The 23001-nt window shown below is 64.9% G+C and carries 28 protein-coding genes, 1 pseudogene and 1 riboswitch; of the genes and pseudogenes, 6 read left to right on the forward strand and 23 right to left on the reverse strand.

Features of this window, described 5'->3' with window-relative positions; genetic code table 11:
• Positions 1 to 59: 59 nt before the first annotated feature.
• A complete protein-coding gene (gene nadA / locus AB7F11_RS01650; RefSeq protein WP_428288290.1) occupies positions 60 to 1178 on the reverse strand; it encodes a quinolinate synthase NadA in 1119 nt (372 codons plus the stop codon).
• A gap of 29 nt (positions 1179 to 1207) precedes the next feature.
• Entirely contained in the window at positions 1208 to 2071 is an 864-nt protein-coding gene (gene nadC, locus AB7F11_RS01655; RefSeq protein ID WP_428288289.1) for a carboxylating nicotinate-nucleotide diphosphorylase, read from the reverse strand.
• Between the two features lie 72 nt (positions 2072 to 2143).
• On the opposite strand from nadC, the gene panB reads away from it, so the two are divergent.
• The 3 genes and pseudogenes from panB to AB7F11_RS01670 form a co-directional block, all read left to right on the forward strand.
• Positions 2144 to 3031: a 3-methyl-2-oxobutanoate hydroxymethyltransferase gene (panB, locus tag AB7F11_RS01660; protein WP_428288288.1), complete on the forward strand. Its 888-nt coding sequence runs from the start codon at positions 2144 to 2146 to the stop codon at positions 3029 to 3031.
• 112 nt (positions 3032 to 3143) lie between these two features.
• Positions 3144 to 3995 carry a pantoate--beta-alanine ligase gene (gene panC, locus AB7F11_RS01665; RefSeq protein WP_428288287.1) on the forward strand — a complete coding sequence of 284 codons (852 nt, stop codon included), beginning with the start codon at positions 3144 to 3146 and terminating at the stop codon, positions 3993 to 3995.
• 45 nt (positions 3996 to 4040) lie between these two features.
• Positions 4041 to 4439, forward strand: a pseudogene (locus AB7F11_RS01670) (transposase); the annotation flags it as partial.
• Between the two features lie 148 nt (positions 4440 to 4587).
• Here the strand turns inward: AB7F11_RS01670 and AB7F11_RS01675 are convergent.
• The 4 genes from AB7F11_RS01675 to AB7F11_RS01690 all read right to left on the reverse strand — a co-directional run bounded on the left by AB7F11_RS01675 (position 4588) and on the right by AB7F11_RS01690 (position 6909).
• Complete coding sequence (locus AB7F11_RS01675) at positions 4588 to 5613, reverse strand: NAD(P)H-dependent glycerol-3-phosphate dehydrogenase (protein WP_428288286.1); 1026 nt, start codon at positions 5611 to 5613, stop codon at positions 4588 to 4590.
• Between the two features lie 27 nt (positions 5614 to 5640).
• On the reverse strand, positions 5641 to 6099 hold the full coding sequence (gene secB / locus AB7F11_RS01680; RefSeq protein ID WP_428288285.1) for a protein-export chaperone SecB: 459 nt from the start codon (positions 6097 to 6099) through the stop codon (positions 5641 to 5643).
• Between the two features lie 106 nt (positions 6100 to 6205).
• Entirely contained in the window at positions 6206 to 6463 is a 258-nt protein-coding gene (gene grxC, locus AB7F11_RS01685) for a glutaredoxin 3 (protein WP_428288284.1), read from the reverse strand.
• Positions 6464 to 6498: 35 nt separating this feature from the next.
• A complete protein-coding gene (locus AB7F11_RS01690; protein ID WP_428288283.1) occupies positions 6499 to 6909 on the reverse strand; it encodes a rhodanese-like domain-containing protein in 411 nt (136 codons plus the stop codon).
• 84 nt (positions 6910 to 6993) lie between these two features.
• Between AB7F11_RS01690 and gpmA the strand changes: the two genes are divergently transcribed.
• The 3 genes from gpmA (at position 6994) to AB7F11_RS01705 (ending at position 10162) form a co-directional block, all read left to right on the forward strand.
• Complete coding sequence (gene gpmA, locus AB7F11_RS01695) at positions 6994 to 7737, forward strand: 2,3-diphosphoglycerate-dependent phosphoglycerate mutase (RefSeq protein ID WP_428288282.1); 744 nt, start codon at positions 6994 to 6996, stop codon at positions 7735 to 7737.
• 150 nt (positions 7738 to 7887) lie between these two features.
• Positions 7888 to 9363, forward strand: a complete 1476-nt coding sequence (locus AB7F11_RS01700) for a S41 family peptidase (protein ID WP_428288340.1) — start codon at positions 7888 to 7890, stop codon at positions 9361 to 9363.
• A 46-nt stretch (positions 9364 to 9409) separates the two neighbouring features.
• Complete coding sequence (locus AB7F11_RS01705) at positions 9410 to 10162, forward strand: HesA/MoeB/ThiF family protein (RefSeq protein WP_428288281.1); 753 nt, start codon at positions 9410 to 9412, stop codon at positions 10160 to 10162.
• A 10-nt stretch (positions 10163 to 10172) separates the two neighbouring features.
• Here the strand turns inward: AB7F11_RS01705 and AB7F11_RS01710 are convergent, their stop codons facing one another.
• The 17 genes from AB7F11_RS01710 to AB7F11_RS01790 form a co-directional block, all read right to left on the reverse strand.
• Positions 10173 to 10682, reverse strand: coding sequence for a thermonuclease family protein (locus tag AB7F11_RS01710; RefSeq protein ID WP_428288280.1), 510 nt, complete (start codon positions 10680 to 10682; stop codon positions 10173 to 10175).
• Positions 10682 to 10903: a hypothetical protein gene (locus AB7F11_RS01715; RefSeq protein WP_086122757.1), complete on the reverse strand. Its 222-nt coding sequence runs from the start codon at positions 10901 to 10903 to the stop codon at positions 10682 to 10684. The genes AB7F11_RS01710 and AB7F11_RS01715 overlap by 1 nt, the downstream gene beginning before the upstream one ends.
• 214 nt (positions 10904 to 11117) lie before the next feature.
• The gene (locus tag AB7F11_RS01720) at positions 11118 to 11624 is read right to left on the reverse strand and encodes a 6,7-dimethyl-8-ribityllumazine synthase (RefSeq protein WP_428288279.1); all 507 of its coding nucleotides are present in this window, start codon (positions 11622 to 11624) and stop codon (positions 11118 to 11120) included.
• A gap of 89 nt (positions 11625 to 11713) precedes the next feature.
• Positions 11714 to 11906, reverse strand: a riboswitch (FMN riboswitch).
• Between the two features lie 79 nt (positions 11907 to 11985).
• Positions 11986 to 12756: a DUF429 domain-containing protein gene (locus AB7F11_RS01725; RefSeq protein ID WP_428288339.1), complete on the reverse strand. Its 771-nt coding sequence runs from the start codon at positions 12754 to 12756 to the stop codon at positions 11986 to 11988.
• 69 nt (positions 12757 to 12825) lie between these two features.
• Positions 12826 to 13248: a BLUF domain-containing protein gene (locus AB7F11_RS01730; protein ID WP_428288278.1), complete on the reverse strand. Its 423-nt coding sequence runs from the start codon at positions 13246 to 13248 to the stop codon at positions 12826 to 12828.
• Positions 13249 to 13273: 25 nt separating this feature from the next.
• Positions 13274 to 14002, reverse strand: a complete 729-nt coding sequence (gene folE, locus AB7F11_RS01735; protein WP_428299796.1) for a GTP cyclohydrolase I — start codon at positions 14000 to 14002, stop codon at positions 13274 to 13276.
• Positions 14003 to 14094: 92 nt separating this feature from the next.
• A complete protein-coding gene (clsB, locus tag AB7F11_RS01740) occupies positions 14095 to 15360 on the reverse strand; it encodes a cardiolipin synthase ClsB (RefSeq protein ID WP_428288338.1) in 1266 nt (421 codons plus the stop codon).
• 47 nt (positions 15361 to 15407) lie between these two features.
• The gene (locus AB7F11_RS01745) at positions 15408 to 16136 is read right to left on the reverse strand and encodes an endonuclease/exonuclease/phosphatase family protein (protein WP_428288276.1); all 729 of its coding nucleotides are present in this window, start codon (positions 16134 to 16136) and stop codon (positions 15408 to 15410) included.
• 23 nt (positions 16137 to 16159) lie between these two features.
• The gene (nudB, locus tag AB7F11_RS01750) at positions 16160 to 16618 is read right to left on the reverse strand and encodes a dihydroneopterin triphosphate diphosphatase (RefSeq protein ID WP_428288275.1); all 459 of its coding nucleotides are present in this window, start codon (positions 16616 to 16618) and stop codon (positions 16160 to 16162) included.
• Between the two features lie 7 nt (positions 16619 to 16625).
• Positions 16626 to 16928: a YqjK family protein gene (locus AB7F11_RS01755; RefSeq protein ID WP_428288274.1), complete on the reverse strand. Its 303-nt coding sequence runs from the start codon at positions 16926 to 16928 to the stop codon at positions 16626 to 16628.
• The gene (locus tag AB7F11_RS01760; protein WP_428288273.1) at positions 16925 to 17296 is read right to left on the reverse strand and encodes a phage holin family protein; all 372 of its coding nucleotides are present in this window, start codon (positions 17294 to 17296) and stop codon (positions 16925 to 16927) included. The genes AB7F11_RS01755 and AB7F11_RS01760 overlap by 4 nt, the downstream gene beginning before the upstream one ends.
• Before the next feature lie 20 nt (positions 17297 to 17316).
• Positions 17317 to 17637 carry a DUF883 family protein gene (locus tag AB7F11_RS01765; RefSeq protein WP_428288272.1) on the reverse strand — a complete coding sequence of 107 codons (321 nt, stop codon included), beginning with the start codon at positions 17635 to 17637 and terminating at the stop codon, positions 17317 to 17319.
• A 141-nt stretch (positions 17638 to 17778) separates the two neighbouring features.
• Positions 17779 to 19578 (reverse strand): aspartate--tRNA ligase, encoded by a 1800-nt coding sequence (gene aspS, locus AB7F11_RS01770; protein WP_428288271.1) that lies wholly within the window; start codon positions 19576 to 19578, stop codon positions 17779 to 17781.
• 47 nt (positions 19579 to 19625) lie between these two features.
• A complete protein-coding gene (locus AB7F11_RS01775) occupies positions 19626 to 20306 on the reverse strand; it encodes a DUF502 domain-containing protein (protein WP_428288270.1) in 681 nt (226 codons plus the stop codon).
• 8 nt (positions 20307 to 20314) lie between these two features.
• On the reverse strand, positions 20315 to 20665 hold the full coding sequence (locus tag AB7F11_RS01780) for an FmdB family zinc ribbon protein (RefSeq protein WP_428288269.1): 351 nt from the start codon (positions 20663 to 20665) through the stop codon (positions 20315 to 20317).
• A 141-nt stretch (positions 20666 to 20806) separates the two neighbouring features.
• The gene (gene ubiB, locus AB7F11_RS01785; protein ID WP_428288268.1) at positions 20807 to 22372 is read right to left on the reverse strand and encodes a ubiquinone biosynthesis regulatory protein kinase UbiB; all 1566 of its coding nucleotides are present in this window, start codon (positions 22370 to 22372) and stop codon (positions 20807 to 20809) included.
• Positions 22369 to 22977 (reverse strand): ubiquinone biosynthesis accessory factor UbiJ, encoded by a 609-nt coding sequence (locus tag AB7F11_RS01790; protein WP_428288267.1) that lies wholly within the window; start codon positions 22975 to 22977, stop codon positions 22369 to 22371. Before AB7F11_RS01790 ends, ubiB begins: the two co-directional genes overlap by 4 nt.
• Between the last annotated feature and the right edge of the window lie 24 nt (positions 22978 to 23001).

Here is a 23001-nt window from a genome sequence, read left to right on the forward strand (position 1 = left end):
GGCGTTGGCAAAGCTTCGACAAGCGCCACCCGAACGGAACGAATCCAATCCAGCCCGGATCAGGCAGCGCCAATGTTGGGCACCAGTGCCCCTGCATGCTGGCCGCCACGCTGTGCCGCGGTGAACGCCAGCATCCGGTCGATCGGCAACCGCGCCCGCTCGATCAGCGCCGCATCCACCTCGATGCGGTTCAGCCCTTTCTCCAGCACCTGAGCCACGCCCGCCAGCCCGTTCATGGCCATCCAGGGGCAGTGTGCGCAGCTTTTGCACGTGGCGCTGTTGCCAGCGGTGGGTGCCTCGATGAACACCTTGCCCGGGTTCTGCTGGCGCAGCATGTGCATCATGCCGTTGTCGGTGGCGACGATGAACTCGCTGGCATCCATCTCGCGCGCCGCCTTGAGGATGGCCGAGGTCGAGCCCACCGCGTCGGCCAGTGCGATCACATCGGCCGGGCTCTCGGGATGCACCAGCACCCTGGCTTTGGGATGTTCTTTTTTGAGCGCCTCCAGTTCGAACGCCTTGAACTCGTCGTGCACGATGCAGGAACCGGTCCACATCACCATGTCGGCGCCGGTCTCTCGCTGGATGTAGGCGCCCAGGTGCTTGTCGGGTGCCCACAGGATCTTGTGGCCTTTGTCTTTGAGCGCACTCACGATGTCCAGCGCGCAGCTCGATGTGACCAGCCAGTCCGAACGCGCCTTCACCGCCGCGCTGGTGTTGGCGTACACCACCACGGTCCGATCCGGGTGCGCATCGCAAAAGGCGCTGAACTCGTCGATCGGGCAACCCAGGTCAAGCGAACAGTTTGCATCCAGGTCTGGCATGAGCACGGTCTTCTCCGGGCTCAGGATCTTGGCCGTCTCACCCATGAAGCGCACGCCTGAAACCACCAGCGTGGTGGCCGGGTGGTCGCGCCCGAAGCGCGCCATCTCCAGCGAATCGCTCACGATGCCGCCCGTCTCCATGGCGAGATCCTGCAGGTCTGGATGCACGTAGTAGTGCGACACCATCACCGCGTTGCGCTCCTTGAGCAGCGCGCGGATGCGCTCCTTGAGCGCGGCACGCTGCCTGGGACCAGGCTCGACCGGCACACGCGCCCAGGCGTGCTGCGTGGGGCAGGCGGGTTGTTCGTACTCGACGTCGATCACGTCGCTGCTGTTGTCGGTCGTGGGGTTCATGTCGTTCTGCCTGTTTCAGAAGGGGCGCCTCAGATCGCCTCGAAGCGCATGGAGAAATCGATCGCCCGGATGTCCTTGGTCAGCGATCCGATGGAAATGCGGTCGACGCCGGTTTCTGCAAGGGTGCGCACGGTCTGAAGGTTGACGCCGCCCGAAATTTCGAGCACCGCGCGCCCGGCATTGCGGCGCACCGCCTCGTGCAGGTCGGTCGTGGCCATGTTGTCGAGCAGCACCATGGTCGCGCCGTGCGCCAGGGCTTCGTCGAGCTGGGCCAGCGTCTCCACCTCGATCTCCACGAAGCGGGCAGCGGGTGCAGTGTCGCGCACCCGTTGCAGCACCTGTGCCACGCCACCGGCAGCGGCAATGTGGTTTTCCTTGATCAGCACAGCGTCGTACAGGCCAATGCGGTGGTTCACGCCGCCACCGGTTGTCACTGCGTACTTCTGCGCCAGGCGCAGGCCTGGCAGGGTCTTGCGCGTGTCCACGATGCGAGCCCGCGTGCCGGCCACGGCGTCCACGAAAATCGCTGTCTGCGTGGACACGGCGGACAGCAGTTGCAGGAAGTTCAATGCGGTGCGCTCGGCCGTCAGCAGCGGTTGCGCATGACCCTCGATGGTCAGCACCGTCTGGTCCTTGTCGCAACGCTCACCTTCGGCCACATGCCACTGCAACCGGGCCTGGGGCTCGAGCGCGAGCACCGCCGCCTCGACCCACGGCGCGCCGCAGATCACCGCCGACTCGCGCGCCAGAATGCGCGCACGCGCCCTGCGATCGCGATCGACGAGCGCTGCGGTCAGATCTCCCTCTCCCACATCTTCCGCCAGCGCCCGGGCCACGTCGGCACGCGCCAGTTCCTGGATGTCGAAGGAGGTGAATTCGCTGAGGTGTTTCATGGGCCGCAAGCATAACGGGATGGTCTATAGTCCCGCATTCTCACCCACCCCCGAACCACGCGGGAAACACGCATGAGCACCCCCACCAACTCCGCGCCCATGGCCACGCCATATGGCACGCTGCCCACGGCCTCACCCCTGCCTCAGCGCAAGCCCGTGAGCCTGCCGCGCCTGAATGAACTGCGTGAGCGCGGCGAAAAAATCACCATGCTCACCGCCTACGACGCGACGTTTGCGGCGGTCGCCGATGCGGCCGGCGTCGAGTGCATTCTGGTAGGCGACTCGCTGGGCATGGTCTGCCAGGGCCTGGCCAGCACGGCCGGCGTGACGCTGGAGACCATGGCCTACCACGTGGAAAGCGTGGCGCGCGGCCTGCGCCGGGTGCAAGGCACCGCCTGGCTGCTGGGCGACCTGCCATTTGGCAGCTATCACGAATCGAAAGAACAGGCCATGCGCAGCGCGGCCCAACTGGTGCACGCGGGTGCGCACATGATCAAGCTGGAAGGCGGCGGCTGGACGGCCGAAACCGTGCGCTTCCTGGTCGAGCGCGGCATCCCTGTCTGCGCACACCTCGGCCTGACCCCGCAAACAGTGCATGCACTGGGTGGCTACCGTGTGCAGGGACGTGGCGACGCCGCCGCGCTCACCCTCAAGCGCCACGCGCTCGAACTGCAGGACGCCGGCGCCACCATGCTGGTGCTGGAGATGGTCCCCGCCGCCCTCTCCGCCGAAATCACGCAGCAACTCCCCCATTGCCACACCATCGGCATCGGCGCGGGCAAGGGCACCGCTGGCCAGGTTCTGGTGATGCACGACATGCTCGGCGTGAACCTGGGCAAGAACCCGAAGTTCGTGCGCAACTTCATGGAAGGCGCCAGCGGTGTGCGCGAGGCCATGGCGGCGTATGTGGCTGCCGTCAAGGACGGCAGCTTTCCCGACGATCAGATGCACGCGTGGTGAGAATACCCATCTTCGAAGCGCCTTCGGCGCTTCTCCCTGAAAGGGGCAATGTCGGCCATCTGGCAATGGCAACCCGTCTGTGTTTCCCGCCAATTTCCCCTCGAACCAATCCATGAAGCTCGTCCACACCATCGAAGAACTGCGCGCCACGCTGCGGCCGTTCAACTCCCCCGCCCTCGTGCCCACCATGGGCAATCTGCACGACGGTCACCTGGACCTGGTGCGCGCTGCGAAGCCGCTGGGCGATGTCACCGTGGCCAGTGTCTTTGTCAACCGCCTGCAGTTCGCGCCGCACGAAGACTTCGATACCTATCCGCGCACCTTGCAAGCCGATTGCGACAAGCTCGCCGCCCAGGGTTGCGACGTGGTGTTCGCTCCCTCCGAGAAGGAGATGTACCCGCAGCCTCAAGGCTTCAAGGTGCAGCCTCCCGCCGAACTGGCCGACATCCTGGAAGGCCATTTCCGCCCCGGCTTCTTCACTGGCGTGTGTACCGTGGTGATGAAGCTGTTCCAGACCGTGCTGACCGAGGCCAAGGGCCCGCGCTTTGCGGTTTTCGGCCAGAAAGACTACCAGCAGCAGATGGTGATACGACGCATGGTGCAGCAGTTTGCACTGCCCATCACCATCGTGAACGTACCCACTCAGCGCGCTGCAGACGGCCTGGCACTGAGTTCGCGCAACGGTTACCTGAGCGAGACCGAGCGCGCCGAAGCCGTGCAGCTCTCCCTGGCGCTGCGTGCGCTTGGGCGCGATGCGCAGGCGGCTGCCGATGGTCTCGTGCGCCATCTGCCGGGGTTGGAGGCGCGAGCGATGGAGGCACTGGCCGCACGCGGCTGGCAACCCGACTACCTCACGGTCCGCCGCCGTGCCGACTTGCAGCCACCTCAGGCTGGCGATGCATTGGTGGTGCTGGGTGCGGCACGTCTGGGCAAGACACGCCTGATCGACAATTTTGAAATCTAGGGCCTGTTCACACTATTTTTCCAAGATGCGTTGCGGATCAAAAAAGGAATGGGCGAGCGCGCGGCGGCGTTGGCCATGCTGGAGACGGTGCCTGGCAAGCATCCCAAGACAGTGGCCGCCGACAAGGCGTATGACACGCGGGACTTCGTGCAAGCCTGTCGTCAGCGGGGCGTGACGCCACACGTAGCCAGTCATGAGACCCGCTGGGGCGGCAGTGCAATCGACGCGCGCGCGACTCGCCATGCGGGCTACGCACTGAGCCAGACCAACCGCAAACGCATCGAAGAACACTTCGGCTGGGGCAAGACGGTGGGACGCATCCGACAGACCTTGTACCGTGGCCTCAAGCGTGTCGATCAGAACTTCAAGCTGACCATGACGGCCAGCAATCTCGTTCGAATGGCCCGAATGCCGCGCTTGGCGCTGCAGGAAGGGGCGCGATGAGGGTCGCAAAGGCCACTCAAGCGCAGCGCCACGCTCTACCAAGCCGCATGGCATCAAGTTCTCAGCGCGGCAGTCATCAAATCCAGACCCCCTGCCGCCTCATCTGCACATCGCAGGCGGCCTCCAGCGGTGGGTTTTCAACAGCCTGCTAGAGCGATTCCTGCTTGGGGTCACGGCCCATGAGCGTGGCCACGGCCTGGGCAGGTTTGAGCTTGCCCTCCAGCAGCGCCACCACGGCCTCGCTGATCGGCATGTCCACACCCAGCAGGCGGGCGCGTTGCACGGCGGTGCGCGCGGTGTAAACGCCTTCGGCCACATGGCCCAGCGAATCCAACGCCTGGCGCAGGTTCATGCCTTCTGCCAGCAACTGACCCACCTTGCGGTTGCGGGAGAGGTCACCGGTGGCCGTGAGCACCAGGTCGCCCAGCCCAGAGAGGCCCATGAAGGTTTCGGCGCGCGCGCCCAGCGCCAGCCCCAGGCGCGTCATCTCGGCCAGACCCCGCGTGATCAGCGCGGCGCGTGCGTTCAGGCCCAGCCCAAGACCATCGCACAGGCCGGTGGCGATGGCCAGCACGTTTTTCACCGCACCGCCCACCTCCACACCCACGATGTCGTCGTTGGCGTAGACGCGCAGCGTCGGACTGTGAAACGCCGCCACCAGCACGTCGCGCACGCAGGCGTGTTCGCTGGCCGCCACCAGGGCAGTGGGCTGTCCGCGCGCCACTTCCTGGGCGAAACTGGGTCCGCTGAGCACGCCCGACTTGAGTCGAGGCGCCACCTGGGCACGGACTTCATGGCCCAGCAGACCGGCTGAGGACCAGGCGCCTTCCTGCGGCGCCTCGAAGCCCTTGCAGAGCCATGCCACGGGGGAAGGATGGTCCTTCAACTGGGTCAAAAGGCCCCTGAGCCCAGCCATGGGTGTGGCGATGACCAGCAGATCGGCATCGGGCCACGGAATCGAGCTGCCGTCCATCGAACCGCTGGTGATCGCGAGGTTGGGCGGTAGCGCCACACCCGGCAGATACCGGTGGTTTTCGCGCCGGGTGCGCATCTCGTCAGCCTGCCGGGCGTCACGGGCCCACAGACTGACCTGGCGGAATTCACCTTCCTGGGCCGCTGCACCCACGGCCAGCGCGGTGCCCCAGGCACCGGCTCCGAGCACGACGATGTTCATCAGATCTGCGTCGGGCGGCGGGTAGGCTTACTGCGTGACGATGCGCGGCGCGTCTTGCTCCGCCTGGGCCTGCTGCTGTTCGTACATGGCCTGGAAGTTGATTTCGGCCAGATGGACCGGCGGAAAACCGCCGCGCTGCACCAGATCGGCCACATTGCTGCGCAGGTAGGGATACACGATCTGCGGGCAGGCAATGCCCATGATGGGGCCCATCTGGTCCTGGGGCAGGTTGCGGATCTCGAAAATACCGGCCTGCTTGGCTTCCACCAGGAATACGGTCCGGTCCTTGATCTTGGTGGTGACCGTAGCCGTCACGCAAACCTCGAAGATCCCGTCGGCGACCGGGCTGGCTTCCACGCCAAGCTGGATGTCCACCGAAGGCTGTTCCTGCTCCAGCAGAATGGCCGGAGAGTTGGGCTGCTCCAGCGATGCCTCCTTGAGGTAGACGCGCTGGATCTGGAAGGTGGGTTCCTGGTTTTCTGCCATGGTGAGTCTCGGAAAGAGGGAAAAAAGTCAAGCCCGCCGGGGCATGGATCCCGCAGCGGGCAAAGAAACGATTATGGCAGTCTCGCCGACGCGAAAGTCCGGGCGCTCAGCCTTCAAGCAGGGGCACCAGTCCACCACGGCCGTCCAGCGCGTGCAGGTCGTCGCAACCGCCCACATGCGTGTCGCCGATGAAGATCTGCGGCACGCTGGTGCGCCCGGTGAGCTGGGTCATCTGCGAGCGCAGACCCGGCTGGCCGTCCACATAGATCTCTTCCAGATCCGACACGCCCCGGCGCTCCAGCAACGATTTGGCGCGGCTGCAGTACGGGCAGTAAGCGCTGGTGAACATCTTGACCTTGGTCATTGGCACACATCCAGAAAGCGGAGAAAACCGAATGATCAGGCTTTTTCCACTGGCAGGTTGGCCGCTCGCCAGGCACCCATGCCCCCCGTCAGGGATTGGGCGTCGGCATAGCCCAGCTTCCTGGCGATGGCCATGCCCCGGTTGGAACGCGCACCCGTGGCGCACACCATGATGAGCGGCGTGGCCTTGTTCTTCACCGTGGCGGGCAGCTTGGCTTCGAGTTCACCCAGCGGCACGTTCTTCGCCCCGATGACATGCCCGGTGACAAACTCATTCGGCTCGCTGACGTCGATGACCACCGCCTTCTCGCGGTTCATGCGTTGCACGGCCTGCGCCGTATTGAGCGACCCGGCGCGTCCGCCTGCGGAGACCGCCGGCCACACCAGCATGGCGCCAGCGGCGAAAGCCACGGCGATAAGAACCCAGTTTTCGATGAAGAAACTCACGGAGGCACCTTTCGAGTAAGCGGAGGATTTTAGAATGACCGCTCGCCTCGCTCGACTTCCGACCTTCAACGCCCGCTTTCCTTCATGCACAAACTCGTCCTGATCCGCCACGGCGAATCCACCTGGAACCTCGAAAACCGCTTCACCGGCTGGACCGACGTGGACCTCACGCCCACCGGGCTGGAGCAAGCCAAGACCGGCGGTCGCCTGCTCAAGGCCGAGGGATTCGACTTCGACCTGGCCTACACCAGCGTGCTCAAGCGCGCCACGCGCACGCTGTGGCATGTGCTTGACGAAATGGATCGAACCTGGCTGCCGGTGGTGCACAGCTGGCGACTCAATGAACGCCACTATGGGGCGCTGCAGGGCCTCAACAAGGCCGACATGGCACGCCAGTACGGCGACGAGCAGGTGCTGATCTGGCGCCGCAGCTACGACACCCCACCGCCGCCGCTGGAACCCGGTGACCCCCGCAGCGAGCGCGGCGACCGGAGGTACGACCGCCTCAAGCCCGAAGAGATCCCGCTGACCGAATGCCTCAAGGACACCGTGGCGCGCGTCCTCCCGTTCTGGAACGAGGCCATGGCGCCGGCCATCCGCTCGGGCAAACGCGTGGTGGTGGCCGCGCACGGCAACAGCATCCGTGCTCTCGTGAAGTACCTCGACGGCATTTCGGACGCCGACATCGTCGGCCTCAACATCCCCAACGGCATCCCGCTCGTCTACGAGCTCGACGCCGAACTCCGGCCCCTGAAGCACTACTACCTGGGCGACGCCGAAGCGGCAGCCAAGGCGGCCGCTTCGGTCGCGGCCCAAGGCAAGGCCTGATCGGGTGATCCTTCACGCCGCCGCGGAATAACCAATGCGGGACTTGGGGAACCGACCCAACCCGCTGGGCTCCAAGGTGTATATTGGTCCGCCAGGGCCTGGCAGGCCCTGCACGGGCGTCTAAATTGAGGTATCTCGATGTCAAAACAGGTGAGTCACAAGCTGAAAATCGCAGGCTGGGTGGCCATTGGCGCGGTGGCCGGGGCATTGACCACGGTGCAACTCCAGGCGGTCGCACGCGGCACACTCGCGCCCCTGCCACTGGAAGAGTTGCAGCAACTCGCCGCTGTGTTCGGCATGGTCAAGACCGACTACGTGGAGCCGGTCGATGAGAAAAAGCTCATTTCCGAGGCCATTTCCGGCATGGTGGCCAGTCTGGACCCCCATTCCCAGTATTTCGACAAGAAGTCCTACAAGGAATTCCGCGAAGGCACCAGCGGCCGTTTCGTGGGTGTGGGCATCGAAATCAGCATGGAAGACGGACTGGTCAAAGTCGTCTCGCCCATCGAAGACTCCCCCGCTTTTCGCGCCGGCCTCAAGTCGGGCGACCTGATCACCAAGATCGACGACACACCGGTCAAGGGCCTCACCATCAACGACGCGGTCAAGCTCATGCGTGGTGAACCGCGCACCAAGGTGCTGCTGACCATTTTCCGCAAGGCGGAGGACCGGACCTTCCCGGTGACCATCACGCGCGAGGAAATCAAGACTCAGAGCGTGAAATCGCGCGTCGTCGAGCCGGGCTACGCCTGGGTGCGCGTTTCGCAGTTCCAGGAACGCACCATCGAAGATTTCGCCCGCAAGCTCGAAGACATCTACAAGACCGAACCCAACCTCAAGGGCCTGGTGCTGGACTTGCGCAACGACCCGGGTGGTCTTCTGGACGCGGCCGTGGCTCTGTCCGCCGTGTTCCTGCCGGAGAACGTGACCGTGGTTTCCACCAACGGCCAGCTCGAGGACAGCAAGTTCATCTATAAGGCGATCCCGCAGCACTACCTTCGCAGGGGTGGCACCGATCCCATCAAACGCCTGACGGAGAACACCAAGGGCGCGCTCAAGCGAGTGCCACTGGTGGTGCTGGTCAACGAAGGCTCCGCTTCAGCCAGCGAAATCGTTGCGGGCGCCCTGCAGGACCACAAGCGCGCCACCATCCTGGGCAGCCAGACCTTTGGCAAAGGCTCGGTGCAGACGGTGCGCCAGCTCACCGCGGACACCGGCCTCAAGCTCACCACCGCGCGCTACTACACGCCTTCGGGCAATTCCATCCAGGCCAAGGGCATCGTGCCGGACGTGATGGTGGACGAGACGGTCGAAGGCAATGTCTTTGCAGCCTTGCGCACGCGCGAGGCCGACCTTCAGAAGCACCTGGGCAATGGCAAGGACCCGGTCGAGGCACCGATGACCGACGCGCGGCGCGCCGAAGAGCAGCAGCGCGACGAAGCCCGCGAGGCCGCACGCAAGCGGGTGGAAGAGGAAGCCCGCAAGAACCCTGGCCAGCGTCTGGTGCCCGAATTCGGCAGCGACAAGGATTTCCAGCTCCAGCAGGCACTCAACCAGCTCAAGGGTCGCCCGGTGCTGGTGAGCAAGACGCTGGAAGTGCGTTCGCCCGAGAAGAAAGAAAACTGACGCACACACAGGGCGGCCGCGCACCGGCCCGCCCTGGAGCATTGCCTTGGACGACGCCCAGCTTCTGCGCTATTCGCGCCACATCCTGCTCAATGAACTCGGTATCGAAGGCCAGGAAAGGCTGCTGGCTTCGCACGCACTGATCATTGGCGCGGGCGGCCTGGGTTCACCGGTGGCACTGTACCTGGGCAGCGCTGGCGTCGGCCGCATCACAGTGGTGGACCACGACGTGGTCGATGAAACCAACCTTCAGCGTCAGATCGCGCACAACCTTGCGCGCATAGGCCACCCCAAGGCCGAATCGGTGCGAGAAGCCATCGCAGCCATCAACCCAGACGTGCGGGTCACACCGCTGGTGCAACGCGCCGACGATGTCCTGCTTGACCAGTTGGTGCCAGAGGCCGATGTGGTGCTGGACTGCACCGACCACTTTGCCATTCGCCACGCCATCAACCGCGCTTGCGTCAAGCACGCCAGGCCGTTGGTCTCGGGCGCCGCCATTCGCATGGACGGGCAGCTCAGCGTGTACGACACGCGTCAAGCCGATCGGCCCTGTTATGCCTGCGTGTTCCCCGAGAACGCCGGGTTGGAGGAGACCCGGTGCGCGACTCTGGGCGTTTTTGCACCGCTGGTGGGCATCGTGGGCAGCATGCAGGCGGCCGAGGCGCTCAAGCTGCTCACCGGTCTGGGCTCGCGTCTCTCAGGCCAGTTGCTGATGCTGGACGCCAGGGACATGGCCTCCCACCAGATCGCGTTGCCCCGCAATCCGCATTGCGAAGTCTGCGCAACCCGCTCCTGAGGCCTGCCCGTCAGGGCAAGGCGCAGGGGCCGTGCCGACGGCGAAAATCGCGCGGCAGCTCGGCAGCTGCGTCGGCCACCACGCCCCGGCCCGCCTTTCGCGAAGCCTCTTCCTGGCGAGCGTAGGGTCCCAGGCTGCGGCCCCACCGGTAGGACCAGGCCACACCGCGCGCCACCAGCCAGCCTCCCACGTCTTCTTGTTGGTGGGTGATTCGCGCGAGGCCTCGGCCGTAGTCGTCGTACCGGCGCACACTGACCTGCACCACCTGGTCCAGCACGCGAGCGGCGAGCGCATCGCGCGCCACCGTGCCGCCAGCCTGGCAGATTTCCGGCGCGTCGATGCCGTCCAGGCGCAGCTTGCGGTAGCGCCCGCCTGCCAGCGGTTTCACCCAAAGTGTGTCGCCATCGAACACGCGACTCACGCGCGCCACGTACACATCGTCATCGCGCTCGCTGGCCTGTGCGCCGACCGCCCCGCAGATGAAGGCCAGCAAGCACAGCACCCGCCCGCGCAACGCCATCACCCTTTCTTGCCACCCATCACGAGCAGTAGGCCGCCGACCACGATCGCACCAACGCCGGCCCACACGGGAACGTTGACCGTTTCCTTTTCTTTCACGGTCAGCTCAACCGGCCCGAGCTTCACCGCCGATGTGTCTTTGGTGTAGCTGAAGCTGCCATAGACCAGGCCGATGACGCCGGCCGCGATGAGGATGATGCCGACCAACTTGGCTGTGTTCATGGGAGGGTCCCTCTCGATTCATGCACTTCCGTCGAGCACCCGACATGGGCGCCACGCAGCGCAGTGCCGATGATGCATCAAATGCCTGTTGAATCATCCGCCAGCACCCGGGGAGCCGGAATGCATGCACAGCAGGTTGTCCGAACTCACGTCTTCCATGCCATGGCCAAACGGGTCGCGGACAGCGGCATCAACCCTGGGAGGCGCAAGCGCATCAGGCGCTCAGGCGCGCGTCGAGCCGATGCAAGCCGGCCACGGTCTGCAGGCAGGCCTGCGCGGCTTCCGTGCCCTTCACGGCAAAGTGACGCAGGAAGTACTTGCGGTGCTCGGCGTGCTCGTGGAAATGGTGTGGTGTGAGCACCGCCGAGATCATGGGCACGCCGGTATCGAGCTGCACGTCCATGAGCGCCTGCACCACCGTCTGGGATACAAAGTCATGCCGGTAAATGCCGCCATCCACCACCAGCGCGCTTCCCACCACGGCGGCATAGCGGCCGGAGCGGGCCAGGCGCTGCGCGTGCAACGGTATTTCGAACGCGCCGGGCACATCGAACACGTCGATGGCCATGGCACCAAAGCCATTTCGCTCCATTTCGGCGAAAAAGGCATCGCGCGCCTGGTGAACGATGTCGGCGTGCCAGGAGGCTTCGACAAAGGCGAAGCGCAGCCCGCCGGGCAATTGAACGATGGGAGGGATGGGGGAAGCTTCTGACTGATTCATGGTGTCCTCATACCGGAGTGGCCAAAAAATCAGGGCGCACAAGCACGAATGCCAGCCAACGGCGCACAAGCACCGCCAAGGCACACGGCTCGCGCTCTCTTTCATCCGGACTCTGGTGTCTGCTGCCAGACACCTTACCGTCGGTCCCGGGATCTCACCGGGTCTGCTGACCCCACCCGCCGGCCTGAGGCCGGCGCGCGGGCGCTCGCGGCACTCGTGCTGGCGTGTTGCCACGCCGCCATCACCGCCGGTGGGGAATCTCACCCCGCCCTGAGAACGCTGTCGTCCGGCACGGAAGCCGAACGAAGCAAATTGTAGGCAGGGGCTTTCAACCCCGCAGACACGCGGGTTGAAAAGGCCTTCAGGCGCTGACGATCCAGCCTTCGAGCGGGTCGAATTCGGGCAGCCCCCAGCGCGGCAGACCCGCCTCGTGCCGGTGCAGGGCCCAGGCTGCCTGCAGCAGGCACAGCACGGCGTCCAGACTGTCGCCGCTGGCGTCGTCGGCCAGGGCATCGCGCTGGGCATGCGTGAGCCGCAGGCGCAGGCCGCACGCGACCAGCAGAGGAGTCTGCCCGTTCTCCAGCGCGTTGACGAGGGTCTTGCGCGCGATCAGGCGATCGGGCGTCTGGCGGGCCTTTTCGTCGCTTTTGTAGGACACCGTGCCGAGCACGCTGCGCGCCAGCAGGCCCGGATACGCCTCCAGCCCCACCCGCGTGCCATCGCCCGGCCAAAGACCGGGCAAGGTGACGCCTGCGGCCATCAGGCGCGGCACCCCGGCGTGCAGCATGAAGGCCACGGGTGGATTGACCCATTTCATGCTCGGACTGGAGCCGGCGGGACCATCCGTGGCCCGGTGGGCGAACTTGCCGCCCACCGGACGGGCGTGGCAGAAAGCGGCGAAGGCGTCGCGAATGGCCGGGCGTGAGAGCGCTGCGTAGTGCGCCACGCAGGCGCCCCAGTGGGTGGGCCAGCCCAGCGCGGTGACGAGTTCGCGCGGCAGGCCGAAGGGAAGGTCGAATCCGCCAACCCATTCGCCCGGCTCAGCCAGCCGGTCGCGCCATGCATCGAGGGACTCGAACCGCTCTGCGGCATCGAGCAGCACACGACCGCGGTCGACACGGCCCACGGCCATGGTGATGGGTTTTCGGCGGCTGGGTGCGCTGGTGAAATCGCAGCCCAGCAAGAGCCGGCTCGTCACCGCTCAGGCGCGGCCGATGATGCTGGCGGTGGCCATCAGCTCCTCGAGCAGCGCCAGCGAGACCTTGCCGGAAACCGCGTAGGGATCGAACTCCGGCCGCTCGGAGTACTTCAGCACGATGGAGGTGTTCAGCTTGGAGAGGTTGACCTGCCCCATGGTCCAGCCGCCGAAGCGGCGTTCGGAGATTTCCTCATAGTGCAACAGCTCGACACCAGTGTGGCGCGGGTCGGCCACGATGTGGCTATAGAGCGCATTGACCGCGCCGCGGCCACCCTCGATGGCTTGCAGGAACACGCCGCCACCGTAGCAGAGCACGCCGGTGATGCCGTTGCCCATGTTGTGCGAACGCGAGGCCTCCAGAATGGATTCAATGGCCTTGGCGTCGTTACCGACCGCGCGACTGACATAGAGCAGGCGTACCAGCATGGGATTCTTCTTCGAGGGGTGGATTTCAGCGGGGGATGAGCGCGAGGAATTCTCGCCGGAGGTTGGAGTCTTTGAGGAACACGCCACGCATGACCGAGTTGATCATCTTGCTGTCCATGTCCTTCACGCCACGCCAGGCCATGCAGTAGTGGCTGGCCTCCATCACGATGGCCAGGCCATCGGGCTGGGTTTTTTCCTGGATCAGGTCGGCCAGTTGCACCACGGCTTCTTCCTGGATCTGGGGGCGCCCCATGATCCATTCGGCCAGACGGGCGTACTTGGACAGTCCGATCACATTGGTGTGCTCGTTGGGCATCACACCGATCCAGATCTTGCCGATGACGGGGCAGAAATGGTGGCTGCAGGCACTGCGCACCGTGATCGGGCCCACGATCATCAGCTCGTTGAGGTGCTCGGCGTTGGGGAACTCGGTGACGCTCGGGCCGCTCACGTAGCGCCCGTTGAAGACCTCCTTGAGGTACATCTTGGCCACGCGGCGCGCGGTGTCGCTGGTGTTGTGGTCGTTCTCGGTGTCGATCACCATGGCATCGAGCACCCCTTGCATCTTCTCGGCCACTTCATCGAGCAGCTTGTCCAGCTCTCCGGGCTGGATGAACTCGGCGATGTTGTCGTTGGAGTGGAAGCGTTTGCGGGCGGCCTTGACGCGCTCGCGGATCTTGACGGAAACGGGCACACCGATGTCGTCGTCTGGAGGGGCGGCGGGGGTCATGTCGGGTTCGGCTTTCATCAGCATGGCGCATGCTAACACCGGACCCGGCGGCACACCTCATAGGGGAAATGGCGCCCTACGTTCAGGGGTTTTCAGGCTCAGGCGTGGGTGGGCTTTCAATAGCGATGCCCGGTCAGGAACAGCGTGGTCCGCATGATGCCAAAGGCCACGCGGTCGAGCAGGCGCTGGTGCCAGGGTCGGCTGGTCAGGGCTTTCACCTCCAGCGTGTGCCCCGCGTTGAGCACGATGCCATCGAGGTAGCTTTGCAGCAGGCTGGAAAAACGCCGGTCCGTCGTCATGACGTTGGCCTCACGGGCCAGCAACAACGACAGGGGATCCAGGTTGGTGGAGCCCACGGTGCACCAGCGCTCGTCGACCACCGCCACTTTCGCGTGCAGCGCGCTGGGAGCGTATTCGTGAATCTCGATGCCGGCCTCCAGCAAGGGCTGGTACACCGGCCGTGCCGCACGGTACTGCAGGAAATGTTCGTACTTGCCCTGGAGCAGCAGACGCACGCGCACGCCGCGCGCGGCGGCCATCATCAGGGCCTTGCGAAGTTTGCGGCCGGGAATGAAGTAGGCATTGGCGATCACGATGTCGTGGCGCGCCTCGCCGATGGCCTTGAGGTAGGCGCGTTCGATATCGTGACGGTGGCCGACGTTGTCGCGCAACAGCAGGCAGGCGCGCGCGCTGTCCACCCCGAGCGGCGCGGGCGCAGTTTCGCCGCTCTGGCCAGGGAAGCCACGCCCGACCGCCGCGCCAGCATGAGCTTCGATCTTGCGCAACAGGCGTGAAAAGTCGCCGGCCGGACGCGACTCGCGCAGCGCATCCCACGCCGCCTTGAACTCGCGCTGGCGGGCCTTGTTGGCGGCACGCAGGCGCCACCAGAGTTGCTCCATGGTGTCCACCATGTCCTGCACCAGCGGGCCGGCCACGCGCAGACTGAAGTCGAGCCGGGGCGCGGACAGGCGGCCCAGCGCGACGTCGTCCTGGTCGTCGATGATGTTGATGCCGCCACAGAAACCCACTGTGCCGTCCACCACGCACAGCTTGCGGTGCAGGCGGCGCCAGCGGCTGGGCAACAGCAGGCCAAAGCGGCCCAGCGGCGCATAAATGTAGAGCATCACGCCCGCGCGCTCGAGACGCGAGCGCCAGTCCGCGGGAATGGTGGGAGAGCCCACGCCGTCGATCACCAGACGCACCACCACACCGCGCTTTGCCGCCCGCTCCAGCGCGTGTGCCACGGTGAGCGCCGAGCCCGCAAATTCGAAGATGTAGGTTTCGAGGTGAACCACCTGTCGCGCAGCGTCCATGGCCTCGACCAGGGCGGGAAAGAACTCCGCCCCGCCCTGGAGCAGCAGCAATTGGTGGCCACCCCGCATGGAGCCTGGGGCGGCCCGGCGAGCCGGGCGATCGGGATCGTCGGCGCTCACAGCTCCAGCTCGGCAATCAACGGCAGGTGGTCGGACATGCGGGACCACACCCTGCCATGAGGCACCTGGGCCGAGAGCGGGCGCAGTCCCCGGACGAAGATGCGGTCCAGGTGCAGCAGCGGCAGGCGCGAAGGGTAGGTGGGCAGCCGGATGCCCTCGAAGGTGCGCAGTCCGAGGTCGGCCATTGGCCGCAGGAGTTGCGCACCCCAGTCGTTGAAGTCACCCGCCACGATCAGCGGCGCGGTCTCGGGGAGTTCGGTGGCAATGTACTGGCCCAGGCGCTGGACCTGGCGTTCGCGGCTGGCGTGGATCAGCCCGAGGTGCACCACCACCACATGCACGTCGACGCCCTCGATGAAAAGCTGGACGTGCAACAGGCCTCGCTGCTCGAAGCGGTGATCGGAGACGTCGGAATGCTTGCTGTCGAGCACCGGCCAACGTGAGAGCAAGGCATTGCCATGCTCTCCGTGGCGGGTGACGGCATTGGTGCGGTAGACGGACTCATAGCCATCAGGCGTGAGGTAGTTGGCCTGATCGAGGTCGGGCCAGCGGGTGAATCGCTTTTCCAGCTTGCGGTGGTGGCGGCGCACCTCTTGCAGGCAGACGATGTCGGCATCGAACTGCTCCACCGCATGCGCCAGGTTGTGAATTTCCAGCCGACGCGCCGGCCCAAGGCCCTGAACGCCTTTATGGATGTTGTAGGTGGCGACACGCAGAATGCTCATGAGCAAATCATGCCACCACGACGTCAACCCACGGCGAACGCCCTGGCAAACCGAGGCAGCCAGGTGATGGCCTCGGCATTGGATGGCGAAAAGCAACGCTCGGCCGCTTCGGCCCAGGGCAGCCAAATCTGGGCCTGGTGCTCGCGCGGACTGAGTACCACCGGCACCGCTTTCGGCACGCACAGGCCAAACAGGTGTTCGGTGTTGTGCGTGATCCCGCTCGCGTAACGGTGGCGCCACTGGGGGTAGATCTCGTACACGTTCTCCAGTGCCCAGTCGCTCAATACGTGGCTGGGTGCGCGGGCATCAAGCCCTGTTTCTTCGCGCACCTCGCGCACGGCCGTCGCTTCGAAACTCTCTGACTCGGTGTCCTTGGAGCCTGTGACCGATTGCCAGAAGCCCGGCGCATCAGCCCGCTCGATCAGCAACACGTCGAGCGCCGGCGTATGGATCACCACCAGCACTGACTGGGGAATTTTCATGGCACGCTCAGCGCGGGGGAATGAAGGCGGCGCGAAGCGCCATCACGCGGCGCACCAAGCGCCACAGGGACCAGGCGCGAACGCCCAATCCCAATGCCCGTCGCGGACGCCACAGTGCCAGCGTGCCCACGGCACCGGCCACCACCAGCGGATTGGCGCGCACCCAATGCCACGCGTCCTGCGCCCTTTCGATCCAGATAAAGGCACCTTGCAGGTCTCGCACTTCCGCTCCGGCCTGCCGCCGCAGATGCGACGAGTGCTGAACCAGACGTTCGCGGCGCCGAGCCAGCACCCGGGCGCGCGCGTTCATGATCCCAAATCCTCCCGATCCTGCCGCAACTCTTCGATGCTGGCCGAAAACAGGCGCGTGCCACTCCGGACCCGCTGTCTCGCGAGCCAGGCCGCGACGCCTCCGGTCAACAAAAACAGCGCGGTAAAGATGCCCAGGGCCAGCAGGCGGTGGCTGTCCCAAAGGGCCACGGTGATGAGCAGCGCCAGGAATGTCAGTCCCAGACTGAGAAAGGTCACGGCGATGGCGCCATACACCATCAGCGCGCCCACGCGCAGAATTTCTTCCTGCGCCTCTACGCTGAACAGCTCCAGGCGCACCTGAAGCAGTTCAAGCACGGTGCTGGCGAGACCGCGCAGCGACGACGAGAGGCGTTGCGGCGAGGCCATGGGGCTTTCTGGTGACGGGTTCAGCGGCGCCCGATCAGGAGACCGATGACCAGTCCCACGCCAGCGGCCGTGCCAATGGCGCGCCAGGGGTGTTCGTGTACGTAGTCGTCGGTGGCCCGCGCCACTTCGCGGGTCTTTTCCTTGATCGCATCTTCCGCATCGGCCAGCTTGTGGCGCGCGGCGCGAAGGTTCTCGTTGATTCGATCGCGCAATTCCGCCACCTTGCCCTCGGTCTGGTGGGCGGTGGCCTGCATCAGCTCCTCGGCATCGGCGATCACGCGCTGGAGATCGGCAACGAGCTTTTCTTTGGGGTCGGCGGATTCGGTCTTGCGGGTGCTCATGGCGGACTCCTTTTAAAGGGCCATCCTAACAAACCCGCTCAGATGAATGAAATTGCCGGAAGATAACCGCGCAGACTGGTGCGATACCAGCAAAAAGGGCGCTATTTCTGCGCCCTTTCTGTCCTGCTCCCGCGCGGTGCGTCAGGACTTGACGGCCTCGACGTTGCGCAGGCGGATGTGCAACTCGCGCAATTGCTTTTCGTCCACCGGACTGGGCGCCTGGGTCAACAGGCACTGGGCGCGCTGCGTCTTGGGGAACGCGATCACATCGCGAATGGACTCGGCGCCGGTCATGAGGGTGACGATGCGATCCAGGCCGAACGCCAGGCCGCCGTGGGGCGGAGCACCGTACTGCAGCGCGTCCAACAGGAAGCCGAACTTGAGCTGGGCTTCTTCGGGCGTGATCTTGAGCGCGTCGAACACCTTCTGCTGCACAGCGGCGGTGTGGATCCGCACCGAGCCGCCACCGATCTCCCAGCCGTTGAGCACCATGTCGTATCCCTTGGCAATGCAGCGTTCAGGCGCGGTGACCATCCAGTCCTCGTGTCCGTCCTTGGGTGCCGTGAAAGGGTGATGCACCGCCGTCCAGCGGTCGGCTTCCTCGTCGTGCTCGAACATCGGGAAGTCCACCACCCACATCGGGGCCCAGCGGTCTTCGAACAAGCCATTCTTACGGCCAAGTTCACTGTGCCCGACCTTCAAGCGAAGCGCGCCGATGGCGTCGTTGACGATCTTGGCCTTGTCGGCGCCGAAGAAGATGATGTCGCCGGCCTTGGCTCCGGTGCGCGAAAGCACCTCGGTCAGCGCCTGGTCGTGCAGGTTCTTCACGATCGGGCTCTGCAGACCGTCGCGGCCCTTGGCGGGGTCATTGACCTTGATCCAGGCCAGGCCTTTGGCACCATAGATCTTCACGAATTCGGTGTAGGCGTCGATCTCGCTGCGGCTCATGTCGCCGCCGCCGCGCACGCACAGCGCGACCACACGGCCGCCCTTCATGGTGGCGGGTGCGGAGAAGACCTTGAAATCCACATCGGCCATCACGTCGGTGAGCTCGGTGAACTCAAGCCGAACGCGAAGGTCGGGCTTGTCCGAACCAAAACGCTGCATGGCTTCGCCATAGGCCATCACGGGGAATTCGCCCAGATCGACCCCAAGCGTGTTCTGGAACACCGTCTTGATCATGCCCTGGAACATGTCGCGGATGTCCTCTTCGGTGAGGAAGGAGGTTTCAATGTCGATCTGCGTGAACTCGGGCTGGCGGTCTGCGCGCAGGTCTTCGTCGCGGAAACACTTGGTGATCTGGTAGTACCGATCAAAGCCGGCCACCATGAGCAGCTGCTTGAACAACTGTGGCGATTGCGGCAATGCAAAGAAATGGCCCGCATGCACGCGGCTGGGCACCAGGTAGTCGCGCGCGCCCTCGGGTGTGCTCTTGGTGAGCATCGGCGTCTCGATGTCGATGAAACCGTTGGCATCCAGGAACTTGCGCACCTCCATGGCCACACGGTAGCGCAGCATCAGGTTGTTCTGCATGTACGGACGGCGCAGATCGAGCACGCGGTGCGTGAGGCGCGTGGTCTCGGAAAGGTTTTCGTCGTCGAGCTGGAAGGGCGGCGTAACCGACGCGTTGAGCACCTTGAGCTCGTGGCAGAGCACCTCGATCTGGCCACTCTTGAGTTTGTCGTTGGTGGTGCCCGCCGGACGCGCGCGCACCAGGCCGGTGACCTGAACACAGAATTCGTTGCGCACGTCTTCAGCGGTCTTGAACATCTCGGCACGGTCGGGGTCGCAGACCACCTGCACATAGCCTTCGCGGTCGCGCAGGTCGATGAAGATCACGCCACCATGGTCGCGCCGACGGTTGACCCAGCCACAGAGCTTGACGGTTTCACCCAGCTGGGCTTCGGTCACCAGACCGCAATAGTGGGAACGCATGGCCATTTGATTTTGCTTTCAACAGATTGGCAGGCCACGCCTGCCGGGAAACATCAGGGAAGGGGTCGGTTGGTGCCGTCGGCTACCACAGGGAAGTGCGGATTCCTCGGCCCGCCGGGCACGATCACGCCCATGGACACGATGTAGGTGAGCGCCTCGTCCACACTCATCTGCAACTCCACACAGGCGCTCTTTCGCACCATGACGAAATAGCCTCCGGTGGGGTTGGGTGTGGTCGGCACGTAGACGCTGAGAAATTCGTCGAACTCGCCCAGGCCACCGGGCTGCGCCTTGAGTTGGTGCAACACGTCGCCCGCGGGCGAGCCGGTGAGGAAGGCGATGGTCCACATGCCCTCGTGCGGCCATTGCACCAGCAGCGCCTTGCGAAACGCGTTGCCTTTTTCGGAGAACAGCGTGTCGGACACTTGCTTGACGCCCGAGTAGACGGAGCGCACCACCGGGATGCGATGCAACAGCGCGTGCCACCAGTGCACGAGCTTGTTGCCGATGATGTTGGAGGCCAGCGCGCCGATGGACAACACGACCACCAGCGCGAACAACACGCCCAGGCCCGGGATGTGCACTCCCAGCAATTGGTCAGGCTGCCAGCTCGAAGGCAGGATGCGCAGGGTCTGATCGAGCGTGCTGACCACCCACTCGAGCACCCAAAGGGTGACGATCAGAGGGACCAGCACCAGCAGGCCCGAGAACAGCCACTTGCGAAAAGAGGGCATGGGCGCGCTCAGGTGGTCGAAGGCGGTGGTGCCGGGGCAGCGGCTGGCGGTGCCGCCGCGGGCGCGGCGGCCGCTGCAGGCGCAGGCGCAGGCGCAGTCCCGGAAGCCGGTGCAGGTTCCGCCGCGGCCTTGGCGGGCTCGGCCGCCGGGGCAGCGGCTGGCGCTGCCGGCTTTTGCCCCTCGCGGAAATCGGTGACGTACCAGCCCGAGCCCTTGAGCTGGAAGCCGGCGGCGGTCAATTGCTTGCGGAACGTGGACTGCCCGCACGCGGGGCAGACACTGAGGGGATCGTCCGACATTTTCTGCAACACGTCCTTGGCATGGCCGCAGGACTCGCACTTGTAGGCATAGATGGGCATGACGTGAACCGGTTGGGAGCGGGAGCCCCGCGACGAGGATGGGGGCGCAGATCGGCGCCAGACGCCCCACGCACGGGGCGTGGAACAAAACCCGTCATTATAAATTGAGGGCCTTGCCCCCGCCTTCCCGGGTGTCGGGCGCTACCAGAGTTGCACGCGCACCAGGAACTGCATGGCCAGCAGGCCCAGCAGGAATCCCAGCCCAGCGTAGAGGAGACCCTGCAGCAGCCGGTTGGTGCGGCGCTGTTCAGCCAAGAGCTGGTCGATCTCCCGACGCAGTTCGTGAGGCTTGTGATGCAGATAGTCGTGCAGCAGGCGTGGCAGCGCCGGCAACAGCTTGGCATATTGCGGTGCCTCTGCCTTGAGCTGCTGCAGCAACTTCCTGGGCCCCACCTGCTCGATCATCCAGCTCTCCAGGAAGGGCTTGGCGGTGTTCCAGAGGTCCAGTTCGGGATCCAGCTCGCGCCCCAGACCCTCAATGTTGAGCAGGGTTTTCTGCAACAGCACCAGTTGCGGCTGGATTTCCACATGGAATCGCCGAGAGGTCTGGAACAGGCGCATGAGCACCAGACCGAGCGAGATTTCTTTCAGCGGCCGGTCGAAGTAGGGTTCGCACACCGCCCGGATGGCCGATTCCAGTTCGTCCACGCGGGTGTCGGCAGGCACCCAGCCGGATTCGATGTGGAGCTCGGCCACGCGCTTGTAATCGCGACGGAAGAACGCCGTGAAGTTCTGCGCCAGGTACTCCTTGTCGAACTCCGTGAGCGTTCCCACGATGCCGAAATCGAGCGAAATGTAACGCCCGAAGGTGCCCGGCTCGGTACTGACCTGGATGTTGCCCGGGTGCATGTCGGCATGGAAGAAACCGTCGCGGAACACCTGCGTGAAAAAGATGGTGACGCCATCGCGCGCCAGCTTGGGGATGTCCACCCCCTGGCGACGCAGCTCGTCCACACGGTTGATCGGAATGCCATGCATGCGCTCCATCACCATCACATCGGTGTGGCAGTAGTCCCACAGCATCTCGGGAATGAGCACCAGGTCCAGACCCTGCATGTTGCGGCGCAACTGGGCCGCATTGGCGGCCTCGCGCAGCAGGTCGAGTTCGTCGTGCAGGTATTTGTCAAACTCCGCCACCACTTCGCGCGGCTTGAGCCTTTTGCCGTCGGCGGAAAGGCGCTCGACCCAGCCGGCCATCATGCGCATCAGGCTCAGGTCCTTGTCGATCACCGGAAGCATGTGAGGGCGCAACACCTTCACCGCCACCTCGCGTCCACCGTGGCGGCCATCACGAAGGGTGGCAAAGTGCACCTGCGCAATGGAGGCGCTGGCCACCGGAACCTGTTCGAAATCGGTGAACACTTCGGACAATGGCCTGCCGAAAGCGCGTTCGATCGTCGCCACGGCCACCTCACTGGGGAAGGGCGGCACCCGATCCTGCAAGTGGGCGAGTTCGTCGGCGATGTCGCTCGGAAGCAGGTCGCGGCGAGTGGAGAGCACCTGGCCGAATTTGACGAAGATGGGCCCTAGGCGTTCGAGCGCCTCGCGCAGGCGTTGGCCGCGCGGCGCATCGAGGTTGCGCCCGATGGAGACGATGCGCGTGAGCAGCCGCAGCGCCGGTCTCTGAAAGCTGGAGAGCACGAGTTCGTCGAGCCCGTAGCGCAACACCACCCAGACGATGAAGGCGCCGCGAAAGAGACGCGTCATGCGGAAGGACCGTCGGGGCGTTGGCTGGCAGGTGCAGCAGCGTTCGGCGACCGAGGAGGGAAACCTTCGGGCAATCGGTCGACAAAGGACTTGACGGCCTGGGCTGCCGAACGCGCAAACCGCGACAGGGTATGGGCGGTGGCGTCGCCCAGCACGCGGGAGAGGTCTTCCTCCAGGTCCCAGCGCACGTTGTCCACCAGCCAGGCCACTTCGGCCGCCAGTTGCACATCGCCCTGAATGTCCACGCCAGGCTTGTCTCCAGCCAGCAGACTCTGAGCGAGGTCGAATGGCGAGGCCTGGGTCAGCGTCATGCTGAGTTCGGCTTTGGTGTCGGGAGCGCAACGCTCCAGCAAGCCGGCTGCGGTGGGCGCCAGCGTGAGGTGAAAGTCGCCCCACTGAATGCGCACGGGCTTGCCCTTCTGGCGACGCAGGCGTTCCTGCGCTGCTTTTTCCTGCATCAACACATGGTTGAGGAAGAGCACCAGCCGGTTTTGCAGTTCGTCCACCACCCACTCAGGTGGCCGGATGGCCCCCAGCAGCGACTGCAGAAAGTTCAGCGGCCCGGCACCGGACGCAGGAGGAGGAACGGGTGGTTCATGGTTCATGACCACCCGATTCTGACACCTCTT

It is taken from the genome of Hydrogenophaga sp., assembly GCF_050250835.1.
Lineage (GTDB): Bacteria > Pseudomonadota > Gammaproteobacteria > Burkholderiales > Burkholderiaceae_C > Hydrogenophaga.

What these genes read in the sequence shown, in the direction of transcription:
- panC (WP_428288287.1), top strand. Translation starts at nt 3,144, where the DNA reads ATGAAGCTCGTCCACACCATCGAAGAACTGCGCGCCACGCTGCGGCCG.
- nadC (WP_428288289.1), bottom strand. Translation starts at nt 2,071, where the DNA reads ATGAAACACCTCAGCGAATTCACCTCCTTCGACATCCAGGAACTGGCG.
- grxC (WP_428288284.1), bottom strand. Translation starts at nt 6,463, where the DNA reads ATGACCAAGGTCAAGATGTTCACCAGCGCTTACTGCCCGTACTGCAGC.
- AB7F11_RS01710 (WP_428288280.1), bottom strand. Translation starts at nt 10,682, where the DNA reads ATGGCGTTGCGCGGGCGGGTGCTGTGCTTGCTGGCCTTCATCTGCGGG.
- AB7F11_RS01755 (WP_428288274.1), bottom strand. Translation starts at nt 16,928, where the DNA reads ATGAACGCGCGCGCCCGGGTGCTGGCTCGGCGCCGCGAACGTCTGGTT.
- AB7F11_RS01715 (WP_086122757.1), bottom strand. Translation starts at nt 10,903, where the DNA reads ATGAACACAGCCAAGTTGGTCGGCATCATCCTCATCGCGGCCGGCGTC.
- AB7F11_RS01790 (WP_428288267.1), bottom strand. Translation starts at nt 22,977, where the DNA reads ATGAACCATGAACCACCCGTTCCTCCTCCTGCGTCCGGTGCCGGGCCG.
- panB (WP_428288288.1), top strand. Translation starts at nt 2,144, where the DNA reads ATGAGCACCCCCACCAACTCCGCGCCCATGGCCACGCCATATGGCACG.
- AB7F11_RS01720 (WP_428288279.1), bottom strand. Translation starts at nt 11,624, where the DNA reads ATGAATCAGTCAGAAGCTTCCCCCATCCCTCCCATCGTTCAATTGCCC.
- AB7F11_RS01775 (WP_428288270.1), bottom strand. Translation starts at nt 20,306, where the DNA reads ATGCCCTCTTTTCGCAAGTGGCTGTTCTCGGGCCTGCTGGTGCTGGTC.
- folE (WP_428299796.1), bottom strand. Translation starts at nt 14,002, where the DNA reads ATGCTGATGAAAGCCGAACCCGACATGACCCCCGCCGCCCCTCCAGAC.
- gpmA (WP_428288282.1), top strand. Translation starts at nt 6,994, where the DNA reads ATGCACAAACTCGTCCTGATCCGCCACGGCGAATCCACCTGGAACCTC.
- AB7F11_RS01675 (WP_428288286.1), bottom strand. Translation starts at nt 5,613, where the DNA reads ATGAACATCGTCGTGCTCGGAGCCGGTGCCTGGGGCACCGCGCTGGCC.
- aspS (WP_428288271.1), bottom strand. Translation starts at nt 19,578, where the DNA reads ATGGCCATGCGTTCCCACTATTGCGGTCTGGTGACCGAAGCCCAGCTG.
- AB7F11_RS01760 (WP_428288273.1), bottom strand. Translation starts at nt 17,296, where the DNA reads ATGGCCTCGCCGCAACGCCTCTCGTCGTCGCTGCGCGGTCTCGCCAGC.
- clsB (WP_428288338.1), bottom strand. Translation starts at nt 15,360, where the DNA reads ATGCGGGGTGGCCACCAATTGCTGCTGCTCCAGGGCGGGGCGGAGTTC.
- AB7F11_RS01725 (WP_428288339.1), bottom strand. Translation starts at nt 12,756, where the DNA reads ATGGCCGTGGGCCGTGTCGACCGCGGTCGTGTGCTGCTCGATGCCGCA.
- AB7F11_RS01780 (WP_428288269.1), bottom strand. Translation starts at nt 20,665, where the DNA reads ATGCCCATCTATGCCTACAAGTGCGAGTCCTGCGGCCATGCCAAGGAC.
- nudB (WP_428288275.1), bottom strand. Translation starts at nt 16,618, where the DNA reads ATGAAAATTCCCCAGTCAGTGCTGGTGGTGATCCATACGCCGGCGCTC.
- nadA (WP_428288290.1), bottom strand. Translation starts at nt 1,178, where the DNA reads ATGAACCCCACGACCGACAACAGCAGCGACGTGATCGACGTCGAGTAC.
- ubiB (WP_428288268.1), bottom strand. Translation starts at nt 22,372, where the DNA reads ATGACGCGTCTCTTTCGCGGCGCCTTCATCGTCTGGGTGGTGTTGCGC.
- AB7F11_RS01765 (WP_428288272.1), bottom strand. Translation starts at nt 17,637, where the DNA reads ATGAGCACCCGCAAGACCGAATCCGCCGACCCCAAAGAAAAGCTCGTT.
- secB (WP_428288285.1), bottom strand. Translation starts at nt 6,099, where the DNA reads ATGGCAGAAAACCAGGAACCCACCTTCCAGATCCAGCGCGTCTACCTC.
- AB7F11_RS01745 (WP_428288276.1), bottom strand. Translation starts at nt 16,136, where the DNA reads ATGAGCATTCTGCGTGTCGCCACCTACAACATCCATAAAGGCGTTCAG.
- AB7F11_RS01730 (WP_428288278.1), bottom strand. Translation starts at nt 13,248, where the DNA reads ATGCTGGTACGCCTGCTCTATGTCAGTCGCGCGGTCGGTAACGACGCC.